Source organism: Capnocytophaga sp. oral taxon 323 (genome assembly GCF_001278825.1).
GTDB lineage: Bacteria > Bacteroidota > Bacteroidia > Flavobacteriales > Flavobacteriaceae > Capnocytophaga > Capnocytophaga ochracea.
The window spans coordinates 1,473,706-1,489,146 of sequence record NZ_CP012589.1 but is presented as its reverse complement, the minus strand read 5'-3'; the positions used below and the strand labels follow the sequence as shown (position 1 = coordinate 1,489,146).

At 39.2% G+C, this 15,441-nt stretch carries 16 protein-coding genes and 1 CRISPR repeat array (1 of these 17 only partly in view); of the genes, 11 read left to right on the top strand and 5 right to left on the bottom strand.

Translation table 11 applies throughout. The features are described 5' to 3' along the window. Positions 1-492: a CRISPR direct-repeat array (repeat unit 46 nt; unit sequence GTTGTTATCAATCGCAAAACTACAAAATTTGAAAGCAATTCACAAC); it reaches 846 nt to the left of the window's first position. A 210-nt stretch (positions 493-702) separates the two neighbouring features. The 3 genes from AM608_RS12130 to AM608_RS12255 all read left to right on the top strand — a co-directional run bounded on the left by AM608_RS12130 (position 703) and on the right by AM608_RS12255 (position 2,454). Continuing rightward, positions 703-858, top strand: a complete 156-nt coding sequence (locus tag AM608_RS12130; protein ID WP_157466279.1) for a hypothetical protein — start codon at positions 703-705, stop codon at positions 856-858. 1,288 nt (positions 859-2,146) lie between these two features. After that, positions 2,147-2,302 carry a hypothetical protein gene (locus tag AM608_RS12125; protein ID WP_157466277.1) on the top strand — a complete coding sequence of 52 codons (156 nt, stop codon included), beginning with the start codon at positions 2,147-2,149 and terminating at the stop codon, positions 2,300-2,302. Then, positions 2,299-2,454, top strand: a complete 156-nt coding sequence (locus tag AM608_RS12255; protein WP_172672732.1) for a hypothetical protein — start codon at positions 2,299-2,301, stop codon at positions 2,452-2,454. The genes AM608_RS12125 and AM608_RS12255 overlap by 4 nt, the downstream gene beginning before the upstream one ends. A 221-nt stretch (positions 2,455-2,675) precedes the next feature. Here AM608_RS12255 and AM608_RS06395 read toward each other — a convergent pair whose 3' ends face one another. Continuing rightward, positions 2,676-3,113, bottom strand: coding sequence for a hypothetical protein (locus AM608_RS06395; protein ID WP_053581143.1), 438 nt, complete (start codon positions 3,111-3,113; stop codon positions 2,676-2,678). Positions 3,114-3,369: 256 nt separating this feature from the next. Between AM608_RS06395 and AM608_RS06390 the strand changes: the two genes are divergently transcribed. Beyond that, entirely contained in the window at positions 3,370-3,621 is a 252-nt protein-coding gene (locus AM608_RS06390) for a GlsB/YeaQ/YmgE family stress response membrane protein (protein ID WP_009411577.1), read from the top strand. 84 nt (positions 3,622-3,705) lie between these two features. Here AM608_RS06390 and AM608_RS06385 read toward each other — a convergent pair whose 3' ends face one another. Continuing rightward, positions 3,706-4,092, bottom strand: a complete 387-nt coding sequence (locus AM608_RS06385; RefSeq protein ID WP_053581142.1) for a hypothetical protein — start codon at positions 4,090-4,092, stop codon at positions 3,706-3,708. A 258-nt stretch (positions 4,093-4,350) separates the two neighbouring features. Then, positions 4,351-4,788: a hypothetical protein gene (locus AM608_RS06380; protein WP_009414489.1), complete on the bottom strand. Its 438-nt coding sequence runs from the start codon at positions 4,786-4,788 to the stop codon at positions 4,351-4,353. 924 nt (positions 4,789-5,712) lie between these two features. Here AM608_RS06380 and AM608_RS06375 point away from each other — a divergent pair. From AM608_RS06375 to AM608_RS12745, 6 genes are all read left to right on the top strand, one after another. After that, a complete protein-coding gene (locus AM608_RS06375; protein ID WP_253273449.1) occupies positions 5,713-7,152 on the top strand; it encodes a hypothetical protein in 1,440 nt (479 codons plus the stop codon). A 127-nt stretch (positions 7,153-7,279) separates the two neighbouring features. Continuing rightward, complete coding sequence (locus AM608_RS06370) at positions 7,280-7,801, top strand: DUF3127 domain-containing protein (protein ID WP_053581140.1); 522 nt, start codon at positions 7,280-7,282, stop codon at positions 7,799-7,801. A gap of 3 nt (positions 7,802-7,804) precedes the next feature. Next, positions 7,805-8,473, top strand: a complete 669-nt coding sequence (aat, locus tag AM608_RS06365) for a leucyl/phenylalanyl-tRNA--protein transferase (RefSeq protein WP_053581139.1) — start codon at positions 7,805-7,807, stop codon at positions 8,471-8,473. A 5-nt stretch (positions 8,474-8,478) separates the two neighbouring features. Beyond that, entirely contained in the window at positions 8,479-9,270 is a 792-nt protein-coding gene (locus AM608_RS06360; protein WP_082315832.1) for a glycoside hydrolase family 16 protein, read from the top strand. 13 nt (positions 9,271-9,283) lie between these two features. After that, positions 9,284-9,460: a hypothetical protein gene (locus AM608_RS12750; RefSeq protein ID WP_305803849.1), complete on the top strand. Its 177-nt coding sequence runs from the start codon at positions 9,284-9,286 to the stop codon at positions 9,458-9,460. A gap of 15 nt (positions 9,461-9,475) precedes the next feature. Then, positions 9,476-9,796 (top strand): hypothetical protein, encoded by a 321-nt coding sequence (locus AM608_RS12745; RefSeq protein WP_305803848.1) that lies wholly within the window; start codon positions 9,476-9,478, stop codon positions 9,794-9,796. Between the two features lie 55 nt (positions 9,797-9,851). Here the strand turns inward: AM608_RS12745 and AM608_RS06350 are convergent, their stop codons facing one another. Together AM608_RS06350 and AM608_RS06345 are read right to left on the bottom strand one after the other, a co-directional pair. After that, positions 9,852-11,063, bottom strand: coding sequence for a Bcr/CflA family multidrug efflux MFS transporter (locus AM608_RS06350; RefSeq protein WP_009420809.1), 1,212 nt, complete (start codon positions 11,061-11,063; stop codon positions 9,852-9,854). Then, positions 11,063-13,546 carry a zinc-dependent metalloprotease gene (locus AM608_RS06345; protein WP_053581138.1) on the bottom strand — a complete coding sequence of 828 codons (2,484 nt, stop codon included), beginning with the start codon at positions 13,544-13,546 and terminating at the stop codon, positions 11,063-11,065. The genes AM608_RS06350 and AM608_RS06345 overlap by 1 nt, the downstream gene beginning before the upstream one ends. A 739-nt stretch (positions 13,547-14,285) precedes the next feature. Here AM608_RS06345 and pheS point away from each other — a divergent pair. Then, positions 14,286-15,308 carry a phenylalanine--tRNA ligase subunit alpha gene (gene pheS, locus AM608_RS06335; RefSeq protein WP_053581844.1) on the top strand — a complete coding sequence of 341 codons (1,023 nt, stop codon included), beginning with the start codon at positions 14,286-14,288 and terminating at the stop codon, positions 15,306-15,308. Positions 15,309-15,441: the final 133 nt, after the last annotated feature.

Here is a 15,441-nt window from a genome sequence, read left to right as displayed (position 1 = left end):
ATCGCAAAACTACAAAATTTGAAAGCAATTCACAACTCTAACGAATTATATCGCGAAATATATGATGTTGTTATCAATCGCAAAACTACAAAATTTGAAAGCAATTCACAACACATTATTATTGATATAGTTAAAATAGTTAGTTGTTATCAATCGCAAAACTACAAAATTTGAAAGCAATTCACAACACATTATTATTGATATAGTTAAAATAGTTAGTTGTTATCAATCGCAAAACTACAAAATTTGAAAGCAATTCACAACAGGAAGTAAAGAAATAGCTAAAAACAATAAGTTGTTATCAATCGCAAAACTACAAAATTTGAAAGCAATTCACAACTTCTTTGCGGTTTTATAACCTGCGTTATGAGTTGTTATCAATCGCAAAACTACAAAATTTGAAAGCAATTCACAACTTAGACGGACACGGAGGTACTGGAGTATTTGTTGTTATCAATCGCAAAACTACAAAATTTGAAAGCAATTCACAACATGCGCGTAACCAACACACCCGCCTACCCAGTTGTTATCAATCGCAAAACTACAAAATTTGAAAGCAATTCACAACACCTTTACTTGTAAGGTTACGATTCCAAAGGTTGTTATCAATCGCAAAACTACAAAATTTGAAAGCAATTCACAACAAGATGGTGACACAGTGAGCCAAGCAGAGAGTTGTTATCAATCGCAAAACTACAAAATTTGAAAGCAATTCACAACTGCGCCCATACTGTAGTGAGGCATTACGCTGTTGTTATCAATCGCAAAACTACAAAATTTGAAAGCAATTCACAACAGGATTTGCTTTTGCAACTCATTGGCGGTCGTTGTTATCAATCGCAAAACTACAAAATTTGAAAGCAATTCACAACAGGGTTAAATCGCGGGTGTGGTGCTGGTACGTTGTTATCAATCGCAAAACTACAAAATTTGAAAGCAATTCACAACAAGTAGCTCCTCCATTTAAGACTGCTAATTGTTGTTATCAATCGCAAAACTACAAAATTTGAAAGCAATTCACAACACTATCCACGAACTTCACGATAAGGGCATTGTTGTTATCAATCGCAAAACTACAAAATTTGAAAGCAATTCACAACAAGTAGCTCCTCCATTTAAGACTGCTAATTGTTGTTATCAATCGCAAAACTACAAAATTTGAAAGCAATTCACAACGTAGGAAGCCAGCTCAAACTGCACCTCTACGTTGTTATCAATCGTAAAACTACAAAATTTGAAAGCAATTCACAACTTCTTCCTCTAATAAGTCGAAAGTTATCCAGTTGTTATCAATCGCAAAACTACAAAATTTGAAAGCAATTCACAACGTAGGGTGAGCGGACGAGCTTAATGGTATCGTTGTTATCAATCGCAAAACTACAAAATTTGAAAGCAATTCACAACACCAATTGAGCTGATAGTTGATACACTTGGGTTGTTATCAATCGCAAAACTACAAAATTTGAAAGCAATTCACAACAAAAAAAAGTACGCAAATTATTTGCACTTTGTTGTTATCAATCGCAAAACTACAAAATTTGAAAGCAATTCACAACGTTCACGTACTACACCTGTACGGTCGAATTGTTGTTATCAATCGCAAAACTACAAAATTTGAAAGCAATTCACAACGTGGTGGTACTGGTTGGGTATTCATCAACAGTTGTTATCAATCGCAAAACTACAAAATTTGAAAGCAATTCACAACGTCTCAATTCTCTTTATTGCAGCTTCATAAGTTGTTATCAATCGCAAAACTACAAAATTTGAAAGCAATTCACAACCATACGCAAACGCATACGGAAACGCATACGGTTGTTATCAATCGCAAAACTACAAAATTTGAAAGCAATTCACAACTCTTAGAGCCTCCTCAAACGCCTCTCTTTCGTTGTTATCAATCGCAAAACTACAAAATTTGAAAGCAATTCACAACCTAATGCTCCCTTAGCGAGGGTATCAATAGGTTGTTATCAATCGCAAAACTACAAAATTTGAAAGCAATTCACAACATTACAAATGGACAACAGCAACAATCTACAGTTGTTATCAATCGCAAAACTACAAAATTTGAAAGCAATTCACAACTTTGAATTATATGTAAATTTGCCGCATAAAGTTGTTATCAATCGCAAAACTACAAAAATTGAAAGCAATTCACAACTCTCGTGGCTTCGCCCAAATGGGCACGTCTGTTGTTATCAATCGCAAAACTACAAAATTTGAAAGCAATTCACAACCTCTCAAGCTCTCCGACCTCATCAAGAAGAGTTGTTATCAATCGCAAAACTACAAAAATTGAAAGCAATTCACAACTCTCGTGGCTTCGCCCAAATGGGCACGTCTGTTGTTATCAATCGCAAAACTACAAAATTTGAAAGCAATTCACAACCTCTCAAGCTCTCCGACCTCATCAAGAAGAGTTGTTATCAATCGCAAAACTACAAAATTTGAAAGCAATTCACAACCGAGCGAGCCTAATCCTGACGATGGCAACCGTTGTTATCAATCGCAAAACTACAAAATTTGAAAGCAATTCACAACATAAATGTTTAATTTATCAAATAGTTCAACAATAAAGCGCAAAGATACAAAAAAAATATTTTATAAGTAACAAAGCATAAAAAAGGTTGCCCAGACTTCTGAGCAACCTCTTTCTATATTCTATTAGATGATTAACTTCCTAAGGTATACCAATGTACGCCTATCAAATATTGAAACTCCGCTGAAAACGACAACCGTACGGCAACTACCAGCAGAAAAGTCAATGCCGATAAGCCTATCTTCTGGTACGTCTTGCTCACGGTGGCAATGAGCATTCCTAATAAAAAAGCTACCCCTGTGCTCACAATATAAATCAGAGCTAAACTGAAATGTGCACCAGGCAGACTCCCTGCAATAAGCATTAACCCCGTAAACGGAAGAACAATGCGTAAGGCACTTTGTAGGCATTCTTGGGGTCTCTCTCTTACAAAGAGATAACTCATAATCACTATCCCTGTTAAGTACAGGGGTAGGGTTACCAAATGATCTCCATAGGCTATTGAATTTATAAACAAGTAAAGTGCAATAGCTGAGATAAGTTCTAAAAAGATTTGTACTGACTTTTTCATAATAAAAATGATTAATTATGGGAGTATTAGTTCTTCTCCTTCTTCTCTATAACTACTAATAAGGACGCCATTAAAATTGAAAAAAGTGTTCTCGTGATTAAATATTTTAGAATTTTGCGACAAAGTTATAAGATATTCTCTTCTCTGTCAAGTAAGTTAACAAAGTTTAAGATTGTTTTAACTTTTAATTGTAGACTTTGTATTGTTTTTTAAATAATAATTCTTACCTTTGTACCCTAATTTAATATTAAAAATTATGGGTATTATCGCAACACTTATTATTGGAGCCATCGCTGGATGGTTAGGAGGAACTATCTATAAAGGTAGTGGATTAGGTCTTATAGGCAATATCATTATTGGTATTCTTGGAAGTATCGTGGGGTATTGGCTTTTAGGAGATGTGTTTCACGTCTCACTTGGAGGAGGATGGATTGGTGCTATCTTGACAGGAGCTATTGGAGCTATTGTTATTTTATTCTTGATAAATTTGATATTTAAAAAGAAGTAATAAGGAAGGAAGAGCACATATTAAAAATGAAAAAACCCCGAAAATATATATTTTCGGGGTTTTTTTAGTACTTCTTTTTCAGAATTACCTACTTGCGTTAGCAGTCCAGGTCTTTCCATCTGTAGTATACAAAATGTTCAATGAAGAGGCGTTGATTCTAATGAGTTTTACACCATCTTTCAAGTCGATGTTTACTAAAGTGTTATCTCCTTCTTTTTTGAAGCTAACACCTTTAAGGTCAGGAATACCGTCTGAAAAACGAAAATAATAGTCATTTCCTGTTTTAACAACTGTCACGGCTCCGTTATCAACAGATTTTTTTTCATCTCCATTTGAATAAGATATTTTACCTTTGTAGGTTCCTACAAAAAGGTCATTGTCTGCTGGGTCATCATTCTTGCTACAAGATATAGAAGAAAAAGCTACTAGTGATAAACAAATCACTGATACTAAAGCAATAATTTTTTTCATACTTGATTCAATTTAAAAAATTAATATTAAAGTTTGTTGCAATAATTATGCCATTCGAATGCTTTATGCAATTTTTAATAGTTGTTATCAATGGGAAAACTACAAAATTTGAAAGGGGATTCACGACATAAATGTTTAATTTATCAAATAGTTCAACAATAAAGCGCAAAGATACAAAAAAAATATTTTATAAGTAACAAAGCATAAAAGAGGTTGCCCAGACTTCTGAGCAACCTCTTTCTATATTCTATTAGATGATTAACTTCCTAAGGTATACCAATGTACGCCTATCAAATATTGAAACTCCGCTGAAAACGACAACCGTACGGCAACTACCAGCAGAAAAGCCAACACGGATAAACCTATCTTTTGGTACGTCTTGCTCACAGTAGCAATGCACATTCCCAATAGGAAAGCCACCGCAGTGCTAGCAATATAACCGAGTGCCAAGCTCGTATTCGCATCTTGCAGGCTGCCAGCGATGAGCATTAGCACTGCAAAAGGACTCACCACACGCAAGAAACTACCCCACTTCTGTTGAGGTCTCTCTCTTACAAAGAGATAACTCATAATCACTACCCCTGTTAAGTACAGCGGTAGGGTTACCAAATGATCTCCATAGGCTATTGAACTTATAAACAAGTAAATTGCAATAGCTGAGATAAGCTCTAAAAAGATTTGCACTGACTTTTTCATAATTAAATATTTTAGAATTTTGCGACAAAGTTATAAGATATTCTCTTCTCTGTCAAGTAAGTTAACAAAGTTTAAGATTGTTTTAACTTTTAATTGTAGACTTTGTATTGTTTTTAACAAAAAATCCGTTTAAACTTTTGGCAAAGTTACAATAAATAATTAGAAAATGAGGGAATTAGAAAATGAGGGAATTAGAAAATGAGGGAATTAGAAAATGAGGGAATGAGGAAAAAGGGTACAAGCTATAAGCTTGCACCAGCGGAGGGAATTATTGGATGAAGAAACAAAAAACCTCCCCCTTGCCCCCTCCAAAGGGGGAAAGTAGTGACGAAAAGGAGAGTGTGTGTCACAAAAAGTAATGCATCGGAGCTTTCGGAAGGAAACGGAGGAAATCAGAAGGAGGCTATGAGGTTTTTTGATGAAAAAATGCTATGAGGAGGGTGGGGGTAGCTTATAGAGAGCTTATAGGAAGCTTATACGAATCTTGGACGATTGGTATAGGAAGGGTATATAAATGATTGGCTTATAGTATGATACAGCGACACAAAAAATGGTAAAAACGGGGTTTCGAGGCGAAAGAAAGAGGAAGAGGCACTAGGCCTTAGGCCATAGGCAATAGGGGGGAGTGTGACGGGAAAAATAATGAAATGACGAGTGACGAGAGACGAATGACGAAGAAAATGTGATGAAAATCTCTCGCGGTGCACATACCCAGCTGTCGCTGGCTACCTTCAAAGGGGGAATGTAGTAAAGGAAAAGGGGAAAAAATGACGAGTGACGAGTGACGTGAAGGAGGGAATGTAGCGAGAGAAAACAGAAGGGTGAAGGGGGGAATGATAGAGTTTTCTTTTATGTATCTTGTATATTTTACAAAATTCATTATTTTTGCGGTTGTAATTTAATTGTTTTTTCAAGATGAATAAAATGAAATGTTTATTTTTAATAGGCGTACTTTCGGTAATGAATGTTTGTGCGCAAGATTTTAAAGTAAAGAAGGGTGAACTTCTATCAAATGGTACTCCCGTTGCTAAGATTGAGAAAAAGGACGGTAAATATCAATTTAGTGACCTTTCGAATCATTTGTTGTACAGGGTGGTTCTTACGGCTGAAACGGCACAAGGTAATTTAGCTCCTCACCGTTGGATAGAGTTTTCTAATGCTAATGGGGTAATTCGGGAAGTGGCAATTCCGGATAAATTGAAATTTACTTTTTCGGGTGAGAAGTACCTGCTTGACTGTGTGTTTAAATCGGGGACGGGAATGCTCACAGAAAAGGGTATTGACCCTGCGGTGGTAACGGCTTTTTTTGAGAGTACTCATCGTCCGTTCTCAGAGAAATGGGACGCTGTGTTTGAACAAGAGCGGAATACTATTCAAACGGAAGATAACTTGGCTACGGCTGATAAAATTTCGGTACAGGGAGATGCGATTCTTAAAAACGGCAAGCAAATAGGCATTATTGTGCGCAAAGTGCAAAACGGAGATGGGGGTATTGTTATCACTGATTTTACGGTAACAGATATCAAAGGTCACGTAGTGGCTACTGCGCATCATCATTCGTATAAAAACGAAGATTATTTCGTTATAAAAACCTACGACCAAAAAGAGTTTCCGGTATTTGTTCCTCTTACCAAAATAGGGGTGGCTGATAAAAGAATTGTGAATAGGCTTTATGCCAATGGCTATCCGTTTGGCGATATGACTGAGGCTTTTAGTCAATATTTAGAAGGTAGAAAGAATGCTATCGACCAGCAAAATAAAGAAATGTTGGAGGAAGCGAAAAAGCAAACGGTAAATATTTACGATGCTCCGGGTTATGTGATAGATGCTAAAGGGGATAAGAAAGAGGGGCTTATTACGATTGAATTCCAGTCGGTAGGAGCGATACTTAACAAAGAGCAGAATGTATCAGACCTTACTTCATATGGGGCAACGATGAAATTCAAAAAGGAAGGTGAGAAAGACGCTTATTTTAAAGCGAAGGACGGTGTGAAATTCTGCATAGAAGAGCGTTGTTTTATAGGTTCAAAAAGTACAGAAGACGGCTTTTTTGCTCACGGAGGTTCGCAGTTAAACGTACTTTCGGGAGCTGCTCAGTTCTTTGAGATTCTGTATGATAACAACGGCAATTACGTGTTGGCACACAGCAGATATCCTGAGGATTACTATTTGAAGATTAAGGGAGCTGACAAAGCGGTATATTTGGGAGATAAAGCAACTTTTGGTTCGAAGAGTGCAGATAAAATACAAAAAATATTGGCTAAATATATCAACTGTCCGTCGTTAGATGTTACTAAATACAACACCAAAACGAAAGAAGGAATGATACAGTTGGTAGATGATTATACAAAGACTTGTAAATAGAATGTTTTTGGGCAAAAAGTAAAATGTTTTGTAATATTTTAGGGTATAAGTATTGCCGATAACTAAAAAAATAGTATCTTTGCCCTTGTAAATATTATCAGAATAAGCAATAAAAAGGAATACCAATATGGAAATTCAAGGACGAATTATAAAGATTAGCCCTACACAAACCGTAGGACAAAACGGCTTTCAACGCCGTGATGTGGTGATTTCTACTGAGGAACAATACCCCCAGTATATCCCTTTTGACTTTGTACAAGAAAAATGTGTACTTCTCGACAACTTTCAGGTAGGACAATTGGTACGCATCAGTTTCAATATTCGCGGTCGTGAATGGGTAAACCCGCAAGGTGAAACTAAATATATTGTGAACTTACAAGGATGGCGTATTGAAAATGCTGAGGTGGCACAAGGAGCCTATACCCCTCCGCAAGGGCAATATCCACCACAGGGGCAACCTGCTTATCCGCCACAAGGATATGCACAACCACAATATCAGCAAGCGCCTCCCCAATATCAGCAGGCACCACCACAATACCAACAAACGCCCCCTCAGTATCCGCCACAAGCCCCTCAACAGGCTTTTAGTGCACCAGACCCTGCACAGGGAGCTTCTGCCCCTACTGAGGAAGACGATTTGCCATTCTAAAGAATGATATACTTAACGAACGATAAAACATCTTTTCCTTCCCCCGATACGGCTTCGGAGGAAGGAATTGTTGCTTTAGGAGGGAACCTTACCCCTGAACGGCTTATTGAGGCGTATTCGGAGGGTATTTTCCCGTGGTATAACGAAGGAGAGCCGGTAGTTTGGTGGTGTCCTGACCCGCGTTTTGTACTCTTTCGTGAGAAATTGCATATCAGCAAGCATATGCGTAAGATGCTACGCGAAGCACCTTATCATGTTACTTATAACCGTTGTTTTACTGAGGTGATGCGACAGTGCGCTACTGTTCCGCGCAAAGACCAAGACGGCACGTGGATTCACCCCGAACTAATAGAAGCCTATACAGGCTTGCATAAAAGAGGAATAGCGCACTCGGTAGAGGTGTGGGAAGGAGATGTACTCATAGGAGGTTTATACGGGCTAAAAATGGGCAAAATCTTTTGTGGGGAGAGTATGTTTAGCAAACGCAATAATGCGTCAGAATACGGCTTTATCACCTACCTGCAAGCACACCCCGATATAGCATTGGTAGATTGCCAAATATACAGCGAGTATTTAGAGCGTTTGGGAGCAGAGGAAATACCTCGCAAAGAGTTTTTAGCGCTTTTAGGTAAGGCATATGAAGAAAGAGAAAATGAAAAGATAATAACTTAAACTGTATGAATATGAAACCTTTTACATTATTACTATTTACGTTGGCTCTTATGAGCTGGGGTTGTTCAAAGAAAGAGGAAGTTAGCGAGAAACCTTGGAAATTGGTATGGGAAGATAATTTCGACAGGGGAGATATTTTCTCGACAGGTGTGTGGACAAAAATGAACCGTTGGGGAGACAACTGTTGCAACACAATGAGCAAAGACCCGAGTTTGTTTGAGATAAAGGACGGGAAGATGATTCTTTTAGGGGTGACTAATAAAGATTTAAAAAAAGACCCTTCGCCTTACCTTACTGCGGGTGTTTGGACTAAAGAAAAGAAGTTTTTCCAAAAAGGGAAGATAGAAGTGCGTTGTAAGTTAGAAGGTACGCAAGGAGCGTGGCCTGCTATATGGTTGGTTACTAAAGACACTAAATGGCCTGAAGACGGAGGGGAGATAGATCTTATAGAACGCTTAAATTACGATCCTTTTGTGTATCACACTGTGCATTCGCCGTTTACATATAAAAAGAAAGCAGGACCTAAAAACTCTACTTCTTTCCCTATTAATCCAGATGACTACAACACTTACGCAGTGGATTTTGAAGGAGATGTGATACGGTTTTACGTAAACGGACTGCCTTCATTTGTTTATTCGCGTATGCCTGGTAAGGAGAATGAAAAGCAATTCCCGTTTGATTTGCCTTTTTATTTGATTATTGATATGCAACTGGGAGGTGAATGGGTAGGCGAAGTAAAACCGTTTGATAAACCCGTGAGAATATATATTGATTGGGTGCGGTTTTATCAGAGGTAAACGAGGTATAAAAATGATTGTTTTAATTACTGGAGCTTCACACACAGGTAAGACTTTTTTAGCTCAAAAGCTATTGGAAAAATATAAATACCCATATCTATCAATAGATCACTTAAAAATGGGATTAATTCGCAGTGGTTATACTAAACTTACCTTAGAAAATGATAAAGCACTTACAGATTATATGTGACCTATTATTCGTGAAATGATTAAAACAGCCATAGAAAACAAACAAAATCTTATCATTGAAGGAGTATATATTCCTTTTGACTGGGAAAAAGATTTTACAAAAAAATATCTCGAGGATATTAAATGTTATTGTCTTGTAATGAGTGAAAACTATATTAAAACCCACTTTGATGATATAAAGAAATATGCAAAAGTCATAGAAAACCGTTTAAATGATGATTGGTGTACAATGGAAAGTGTTTTAGATGATAATGCACAGTTTTTAGCCCTTGCAAAGAAACACAACACTAATTTTATACTGATTGATGATAAATATAAAGTAAATATCGAGCTATGATGAACTATAAAATTTTTGTTTTGGAGAGACTTAGAGAGGCAGAGAAACGGTATAGTTATTTGCTAATGGTGCGACGGGCGACTAACAGCAAGTAGCTGAGGGCGCCTACTCCTATGCATATTGCCATTGCAAATACCATTGGGCGCTCGGAGGTGATGGCGAAAAGCGAGAGCACTGCTCCTACTACTGAACCGATACCAAAACGCAACATTCCTGTGAGTGAATTGGCGGTACCGGCTACTTCGGGGTACATATCCAAAATGGCGGCATTGGCACTGCTGGACACTACCGATACCAAACCTACAAACATTGAAACGCCTGCTACGGTAGCCCATAATCCCAAATGGAAAATACCACATATCACCAGCCACGCTCCTGCAATGAGTTGGATAGTAAGCCCCAAGCGCAAGGATTTTTCTACACCTATTTTGGTGACGAATTTGCCATTGAGTGAGGTTGCCGTCATCATTACAATTACATTGAGAAGGAAAAAATATCCAAAATGCTGAGGGGCTACCCCAAAGAGTTTGGTGTACACAATAGAGCCCGTAGTGATAAAGCAAAACATTCCTGAATAGGAAAGCGAATTGCAGAAAATATACCCCAATACCTTTTTGTTGCTGAGAAGCTTGCCGTAAATGCGCAAGGTGTTGCCTATTTTCAAAGGAACACGCTTGAACTTAGGAAGCGTTTCAGGGATTTTATAACTCACTAAGAGCGCCGCCAAGAGTCCTAAAACCATCAGCACGTAGAAGATGATATGCCAATGAAACCAGTCGGTGAGGTGACCACCCAGTACGGGGGCGATAAGTGGGGCAATCATCGTGACAATCATAATCATCGACATTTGGCGGGCAAACTCATTTTTAGCGAAAAGGTCGCGCAAGAGGGCACCCGTTACTACCGCTGGTGAGGCTCCAAAAAAGCCTTGTACAAAGCGCAGTATATAAAAGTGATGGATATGGTGAATTTGCGTAATCACTAACGATACCAATGCTGAGGTGATAATCCCGATGAGAATGATAGGTTTGCGCCCATAACTATCGGAAAGAGGTCCCCAGAAGAGTTGCCCAAAAGCAAAACCAAGGGTAAAGAGTGCTAAGGTTTGAGATATCATCTCTTCGGATACATTCAAATCATTAGCAATCTTCACAAAAGCAGGAAGGTACATATCGATAGCCAGCGGGGTGAGCATCGATAGGAGTCCCATAATGAGGATAAACAGTAGGTCGGGTTTTGAGTCTTTGAGTTCTTCGGGTTCTAACACTATTTCTTAGGGTCTTTAATACGTTCTATTTCCTTTACAATTTCTTGGTAGTGTAGATGGTTAATAGATGAAGCAGGTTCTTTGGCGAGAGCTTGTTTGGCGAAAGCCTCAATCATATCCAAATGCTGTAAGGCAAAGAGGCGCACGTCGGATACTTGCTGTATGCTCGCAGCTTTGCTGTTTTTAGCGTCGGCAGGTGCATTGATGAGCCTATCGATTTGAGAGAGGTACAAGCGTTCTATCCCACGGCGATAGGTGTTTTGGCGTGCATCGGGGTTGTTGAGGGGTTTCCATACTGCTTTGAATACATCTTGCAGATATTCGTTTAGCGGATAAGGATTTTTGGAGGTGAGCGATTGGTTATAAAGGTTGTAGAGGGTTTGCTCTCCTAAAAGTACACTCAGGGTAAGGTTTTGCATACTGATGATGTTCTTATCGGGGGTTGCTCCTGTTTTTTCTACTATTTCCTCAGGATATAACCACAAAGGTGCTTCAAAAAGTTCTTTATCTAAATAGTTTATAGCTTCTTTTACCTTCTCTTTGGGCACTTCTTTATAAACTTCTTTCTCACCGATGATGCCCACATATCTATTGCCAATATGCTTGAGCACGTGTTTTAAATAGCGGAAATACTGCATATAGGCAGCGGTTTGCATTTCGTTGAGATGCTCGTATTTGTCGTTAGGCTGTTTAGTCCATTCGGGGAGGTGTTGCACGATATAGCGGAGGTTTTTCAATCCGTAGGTATTAGCTTTCATTACGTTGTCCGAAAGGTCTTCAGTTTGTGCGCGAGGGTCTTCATCTTTGCCTTCTCCTCCGAACCACAATCGCGGATTGGCTTTGAGTTTTTGGGTAACCATTTCGGCAAGAGATTCTTGTTCGGCATACTCGTCTTTATATTTGTTGCCATAATAGCGATATCCCCATTCAATTGCCCATTTGTCGTAGATACCTATGCGCGGATAGAGTCCTTTGCTACTGATGTTGTCTTCGGGCTGTGCCACATAGTTAAAACGCGCATAGTCCATAATAGAAGAGGTATGCCCATTGGCTTCAACCCATTTTTTATCGCGGAGTTTTTCGACAGGCGTTTGACTGCTGGCGCCCATATTGTGGCGCAAGCCTAAGCAGTGCCCTATTTCGTGAGAGGACACAAAACGCACGAGGTCGCCCATTAGTTCCTCGTTGAACTCCATAGTACGAGCGCGTTTATCGACAGCGCCTGCCTGAATCATATACCACTGGTTGAGGAGTTTCATCACGTTGTGATACCAGCCCACGTGGCATTCTATAATTTCACCACTGCGAGGGTCGGCGATGTTAGGACCGTAGGCATTACTTTTTTCGGAAGGGAGGTAGCGAATTACGTTGAAGCGGGCATCTTCTAAGCTCATTGAAGGGTCGTTAGGCCAAGGTTTTGCGACAATAGCCTCTTTGAATCCCGCTTGTTCGAAAGCAACATTCCAATCGTTTACACCCAAAATGAGGTATTTTTGCCATTGTTTAGGCGTAGCAGGGTCGATATAGAACACGATTTGCTTTTTGGGGCGTACTAACTGACCGCTGAGGTATTTTTTGACATCTTCTTTACAAGGTTCTAAGCGGAAACGGTGTATATAATATTCAGTTTCGGTGCGTTGCTGTTTATCGCTAAACTTGATGTATCGGGTCGCGAAAAAGCCCACACGAGGGTCGAAGAGGCGTTTTTGCATAGGTGTTTTGGGTAAAAGCACCATAGAGATATTCAGTTCTAAGGTAATAGCCCCTACCTTGTTTGCCGATGGAATGGTACTGGGTGAAGCGCTGAACGTTTTGAGAGTATTGACCTCTACGTTGATAGGATAAGGACGTATATCGTCTACAAAAGAACGATCGGTAGCGATAGCGCCTATTTTCATTTGGGTTTTTGTATTCGATGAAAAAGAGGTAACACTGTTGTCTTGCTTGAAGAAATCGGTGATGTCGATGAGTTGTGCTTTGGTTTTGGGGTTGCGCCCGATAACGGCGAACGATGCCACCACAGAATTTGCACTTGAATTGGCTACTGCCACCGAGATATTATCGTCGGTACCGGCTTCTTGCAGATTGAAAAAAGAGCGCAAGAGGAGTGTTTTTTCGCCTTTCTGCTCGAAATAGACGGTTTGTTCATTCACTTTTTCACCTGCATAGAGTCCGAAGTTATGAGGGGCAGCTTTGAGTCGCGTTACGCATAGCAAATAGCGATTGAGGAGGGAATCGGGGACTTCAAAGTACCATTTATCCTCAATCTTACGGATAGTAAAAAGTCCGTTGCGCTCAATACCCTTTTTTTTGATGAGTTTAGCGTACTCTTCGGCGCGCTTTTGCTCAGGAGTTTTTTCAGGTTTTTCTGTTGTTTTGGTTTTAGTAGTATCTTTAGTAATAGTATCTTTCACAGCAGGTATTTTCTGCGCGAAAATCATTGTTGTAAATGATAGGAAAAGTATAAGTAAGTGTTTTTTCATTATTAGGTGTCAGGGATTAGACTTGTTAGACACGTCTGATCTGATAGTATTTGATTTTGGGGTGCAAAAGTAGAAAATAATTAGGAAATTAGCAAATGAGAGAATGAGAAAATGAGAGAATGAGAAAATGAGAGAATGAGAAAATGGGGTACGAGCTACAAGCTTGTACCAAAGGAGATTAACTTTGCCAAAGTTTGAAACTTTGGCAAAGTGTATACCCCTAAAAGTGACACATCTGAGACATCGGAAGATAACGGAGAAGAACGGAAGAGGGTCGAGAGAATTTTTGGTGAGAAAGTGCTGTTAGAAGGGTGGGGTTAGCTTATAGAGAGCTTATAGGAAGCTTATACGAATCTTGGACGATTGGTATAGAAAAGGTGTGTAAATAATTGAATAATAGTATAATACAGGAATACAAAAAATGGTAAAAACAGGGTTTCGAGGCGAAAGAAAGAGAATCCTCACCCCGTCCCTCTCCCAAGGAGAGGGGGAATGTGGTGACGGAAAAGGGAAGTAATGACGAATGAACGAGAGACGAATGACGAGGAGCGAGTGACGAAAAAGGGGGAATGTGGCGACGAAAAAGGGGAATTAGAGAATTAGCAAATTAGAAAATGAGAGAATTGGCAGATGTGAGAATTAGCAGATTAGAAAATTAGTAGATTGGTAAATTTGCTAAATGGAAAATTATTTATACTTTTGCGTCTTGGGAAAAACAAAAGAGAAATCGTATTACTGTATGATTATTGATAAAATAAAAGAGCATATTGCTAAGATAGAAGATTTTAGCGCGAAAACTAAGGAAGAACTTGAACAATTCCGCATTCAGTACCTCGGTAAAAAAGGGGTGCTCAACGACTTTTTTACCGCTTTTAAAGAAGTGCCTAAGGAGGAGAAAAAAACTTTTGGGCAGGTAGTGAATGAGCTCAAACAAAAAGCAGAAGCCAAAGTACAAGAATGGCGCGACCGCTTGGAAGAACACAGTGAAAGCAAAGGTATATACGGCGATTTGAGTCGTCCTGCGACCCCTTCGCCTATCGGGGCGCGCCACCCTATTTCGATAGTTAAAAACGAAATTGTGAATATCTTTGCCAATATAGGTTTTAACGTATCGGACGGACCTGAGATAGAAGACGACTGGCATAACTTTACTGCCCTCAACCTTCCTGAATATCACCCTGCTCGTGATATGCAGGACACGTTTTTTATACAAACTAATCCGGATATTCTCTTACGCACCCATACCAGTTCGGTGCAAATACGCTATATGGAGGGACATCAGCCACCTATACGGACGATTTCGCCGGGGAGAGTATTTCGCAACGAAGCTATTTCGGCACGTTCACACTGTTTGTTCCACCAAGTAGAAGGCTTATATATAGATAAAAACGTATCGTTTGCTGACCTGAAACAAACTTTGTTGTACTTTACTAAGGAGATGTTCGGCAAGTCGCGTATACGTTTGCGTCCGTCGTACTTCCCTTTTACCGAGCCGAGTGCTGAGGTAGACATCTATTGGGGACTCAATAACGAGGTGGATTACCGCATTACTAAAGGTACTGGTTGGTTGGAAATTATGGGTTGTGGTATGACTGACCCTAACGTACTTAAAAACTGTGGTTTTGATAGTGAGGTATACAGTGGTTTTGCCTTCGGTATGGGAGTTGAACGCATTGCGATGCTTTTGTACCAAATAGGGGATATACGTATGTTCTATGAGAACGATATGCGTTTCTTGGAACAGTTTAAAAGTGCGCTCTAAGTGCGGATAAAAGATAAAAGGTGCGAGCCGCACGGGCAGATTAATTAGGGAATGAGGAAATTAGGAAATTAGGAAATTAGGAAATGAGGAAATGGGAAAATGAGGAAATGAGAAAATGAGGAAATGGGAAAAT

What these genes read in the sequence shown, in the direction of transcription:
- AM608_RS06395 (WP_053581143.1), bottom strand. Translation starts at nt 3,113, where the DNA reads ATGAAAAAGTCAGTACAAATCTTTTTAGAACTTATCTCAGCTATTGCA.
- AM608_RS06390 (WP_009411577.1), top strand. Translation starts at nt 3,370, where the DNA reads ATGGGTATTATCGCAACACTTATTATTGGAGCCATCGCTGGATGGTTA.
- AM608_RS06385 (WP_053581142.1), bottom strand. Translation starts at nt 4,092, where the DNA reads ATGAAAAAAATTATTGCTTTAGTATCAGTGATTTGTTTATCACTAGTA.
- AM608_RS06380 (WP_009414489.1), bottom strand. Translation starts at nt 4,788, where the DNA reads ATGAAAAAGTCAGTGCAAATCTTTTTAGAGCTTATCTCAGCTATTGCA.
- AM608_RS06375 (WP_253273449.1), top strand. Translation starts at nt 5,713, where the DNA reads ATGAAATGTTTATTTTTAATAGGCGTACTTTCGGTAATGAATGTTTGT.
- AM608_RS06370 (WP_053581140.1), top strand. Translation starts at nt 7,280, where the DNA reads ATGGAAATTCAAGGACGAATTATAAAGATTAGCCCTACACAAACCGTA.
- aat (WP_053581139.1), top strand. Translation starts at nt 7,805, where the DNA reads ATGATATACTTAACGAACGATAAAACATCTTTTCCTTCCCCCGATACG.
- AM608_RS06360 (WP_082315832.1), top strand. Translation starts at nt 8,479, where the DNA reads ATGAATATGAAACCTTTTACATTATTACTATTTACGTTGGCTCTTATG.
- AM608_RS12750 (WP_305803849.1), top strand. Translation starts at nt 9,284, where the DNA reads ATGATTGTTTTAATTACTGGAGCTTCACACACAGGTAAGACTTTTTTA.
- AM608_RS12745 (WP_305803848.1), top strand. Translation starts at nt 9,476, where the DNA reads ATGATTAAAACAGCCATAGAAAACAAACAAAATCTTATCATTGAAGGA.
- AM608_RS06345 (WP_053581138.1), bottom strand. Translation starts at nt 13,546, where the DNA reads ATGAAAAAACACTTACTTATACTTTTCCTATCATTTACAACAATGATT.
- pheS (WP_053581844.1), top strand. Translation starts at nt 14,286, where the DNA reads ATGATTATTGATAAAATAAAAGAGCATATTGCTAAGATAGAAGATTTT.